Origin of the sequence: Arsenophonus sp. ENCA (assembly GCF_002287155.1) — a bacterium.
GTDB lineage: Bacteria > Pseudomonadota > Gammaproteobacteria > Enterobacterales > Enterobacteriaceae > Arsenophonus > Arsenophonus nilaparvatae.
In genome coordinates this window covers 1-2,863 of record NZ_NHNG01000315.1, presented here as the reverse complement: position 1 = coordinate 2,863, position 2,863 = coordinate 1, and the positions used below count along the sequence as shown (strand labels likewise).

Sequence of the window (2,863 nt, the reverse complement as noted above, 5' to 3'; positions counted from 1 at the left end):
ATACAGGTTTCGATCTTGACCAGCGGGTCACCCAACTTGTCGATCGTCTGTTGGTGATACTGGTTTGCAAAGAGGTCATTCTTAATGGCGCTGCGTTTCTTCATGGTGGTTAGCTCAGTAGACCAGCCTCCGATAACTTTATCAGCAAAATCAAACTCGGCTTAGGTTTTTCGAGGTGCCCTAATGTAACTTTATTTTGGTATTAAAAAATAAACAACTCTACTTAATTATCATAACAAAGATTATGGTACTGTAACCACTCTTGTGAGTTCTGTTGCATTAACACCAACAACTCTACCTTTGCTGATTTACTGTCTGGTGTTAATGCAACAAAATCCTTTTTTGTTGACGATATCAAAAATTTCATTAGCCAAATAATTTATTTTAATATTAAGCCAAATAATTCATTACAGCATAAAGCAAAATTGTTACTAAACAATTATGATAAAGAGGACATCCGGGTGCGCTGGCTAAAAAACCTGATTCTTACGCTCCTTATACTGATTATATTTATTTATCTGATCATACAAACACAGTGGGGAGCAAAACAGTTAAGTGACTTACTCAGTAAATATACCCAATATGATGTGAAAATAGGTGTGATCAGTCACCATCTCACTACGCCAGGCGAAATTGTATTGCAAGATGTTGCTATCCATAATAAACAAAATAGGTTTAAGCTAAATACCAAACAAATTACCTTTGAATTGCTGTGGCAAAAAATATTTTCAGGCTCATGGTTACATCGGTTGGTTGTTACTGAAGGTGAGTTAACGCTACCCTCTTCCCGCCAGATTTTTCCTTTTAGCAGCAAAATATTGCAACTTGAAAACATGAATGTTAACTATCGAATCGGTAATATTGGCTTGCTGGCAAGCAATATAACGGGTGGAATAACCCCTTGGCAACCAACTGCTGATAACCCATTTGGGGAGGGAAATTTTCAATTCACTACCGAACAGTTTGAGATTAATAATATTCATTTAACAACCCTGCTAGCAAAGGGAAGCTATAAAATCAATTCTCTTTTTATCGATAAGCTTACCGCTTATCTCAATAACGGGGTTATTAATGCCAAAGCTGTTCAATACACCGATCAAGCAATTACTTTAGCAAAACTGATGTTAACCAATACCGGGTGGCAATTTTCTTCATCACTCTCCCAATTGATCAATAAGCTACGAGATATTAAAAAACTGTCCATAAAAGAGCTGAATTTGACTAATACCCACTTCCAAGGAAAAGATTGGGCGATTACAGGTTTATCAGGTAAAGTGACTGATATAGTCCTTTCCGCTGGCAATTGGAACAGTCCTAGCAGTCAACTGAGTATAAATGTTGATGAATTAGTATATAAAAATCAACAAATTAGTCAATTAATGGCTGATATGACATTTACCAATGATATTTTGCATTTTAACCGTCTTGCTGGTTATTATGACAAAGGCCTTTTTAACATTGAAGCAAACTGGCATACCAAACAGCAATCTATCAATATTATTAATGCACAATTAGCAGGTATACGTTATCAGTTAGCAGATGATTGGTTTAATTTTTTTAAAACACCCGTCGCCAATTGGCTGAATTCATTACATATTACTAATTTTAAATTAACTAATTCCTTACTGATGGATATCAACGCCAATTTTCCCTTTGAATTGACTAATGTTAATGGTTACTTAACCAATATGGATTTGATCAAACAAAAAAAATGGGGATTATGGCAAGGAAAAGGCGCCTTTATAGCGAGCAGTGGTACCTTAAATAAAGTTATGTTACGACAACCCTATATACAAATTTCTTCCCATAGCGATCACTCTTTTGCGGTCGATCTCAATACCAATATCGAAAATGGCTTAGTAAAATTCACCACTAATATTCAACAGCAGGCCAATGATAATGCTTTTTCATTATCAGCCAATGGAATAAATGTTGATTTAGCAATATTAAATCAATGGGGATGGAAAAATTTACCCATACAGACATTAGCGGATTTCAATTTCACTCTGAAAGGCAACTTGTTAGCCAATCCAATCGCGCAAACATTGACCGGAGAACTATCCTATCAAACGCTTAGCGGAGAAAAAAAGGCTTACTCTATGAGCAAAGGCGAAATAACGGCACAAAATGATAGTCAAATACCACTGACTACCGCTAACGACGAAAAACCTTAGTTGCATCGATTAGCTGCCAATTTTGGCATCATGGCCAGGCTGTCAGATCATTTCTGTTTTTTGCCATCAGCTAATACCATGTAAGTGCCGGTAAATAGTGAGGCGTGAGCGCTTTTATCACTACCAATATCGACATCTAACTCAATTACAGCTTGACATCCTCTAGCCAGTCGATCTAAAGCACCGCGTATATTACAAAGATCGGCGACTGCATTTGGACGACCAACAATCGGTTTATGGTAACGAATATGACCATCAACCAAAATAATATCACTACCCAGGTGTCTTTCCTGGGCACCTCGAAAAACTCAAGATTTTCAATTAACCCTTGGCTTTCATTCTAAATAATTAGATTTTTTTTGATTATCACGTTACTGATTCTATCGCACATTGCCCTGGCTAGGGCCATTTGACCCATTCTGGGCGTCAGAAAGCCACGATGCACGCGCTCTGGAAGTACGCCAACCGCTTTAGGTTGTAACATGCTGCCATCATCGTCATGGCAAAATTAGCGCGCACCTGTCCAATGGTGCGGATCAGTTTTCTACCCATTTGTTCCATCGCCGCAAATGCATGTTCAACCCGTGCCCTAGTCTTTGCAATCCTGTGGTTTCGCCCTTGCTGAGTCTTGGACAACGGTTTGTTTCGATGGCCTTTACGCTGAATCTGGCTCCTATAGCCGTTTGCCT

At 38.2% G+C, this 2,863-nt stretch carries 3 protein-coding genes; 1 reads left to right on the top strand and 2 read right to left on the bottom strand.

The window, feature by feature from the left end; translation table 11 throughout:
* Positions 1-425 precede the first annotated feature (425 nt).
* Positions 426-2,174, top strand: a complete 1,749-nt coding sequence (locus CBG25_RS08480; RefSeq protein ID WP_290606001.1) for a hypothetical protein — start codon at positions 426-428, stop codon at positions 2,172-2,174.
* A 47-nt stretch (positions 2,175-2,221) separates the two neighbouring features.
* Here CBG25_RS08480 and CBG25_RS08475 read toward each other — a convergent pair whose 3' ends face one another.
* Positions 2,222-2,455: a YiiD C-terminal domain-containing protein gene (locus CBG25_RS08475; protein WP_290606003.1), complete on the bottom strand. Its 234-nt coding sequence runs from the start codon at positions 2,453-2,455 to the stop codon at positions 2,222-2,224.
* Between the two features lie 145 nt (positions 2,456-2,600).
* Positions 2,601-2,863: transposase (locus CBG25_RS08470; protein WP_290603799.1), on the bottom strand; the 263-nt coding region annotated here is incomplete at its 5' end.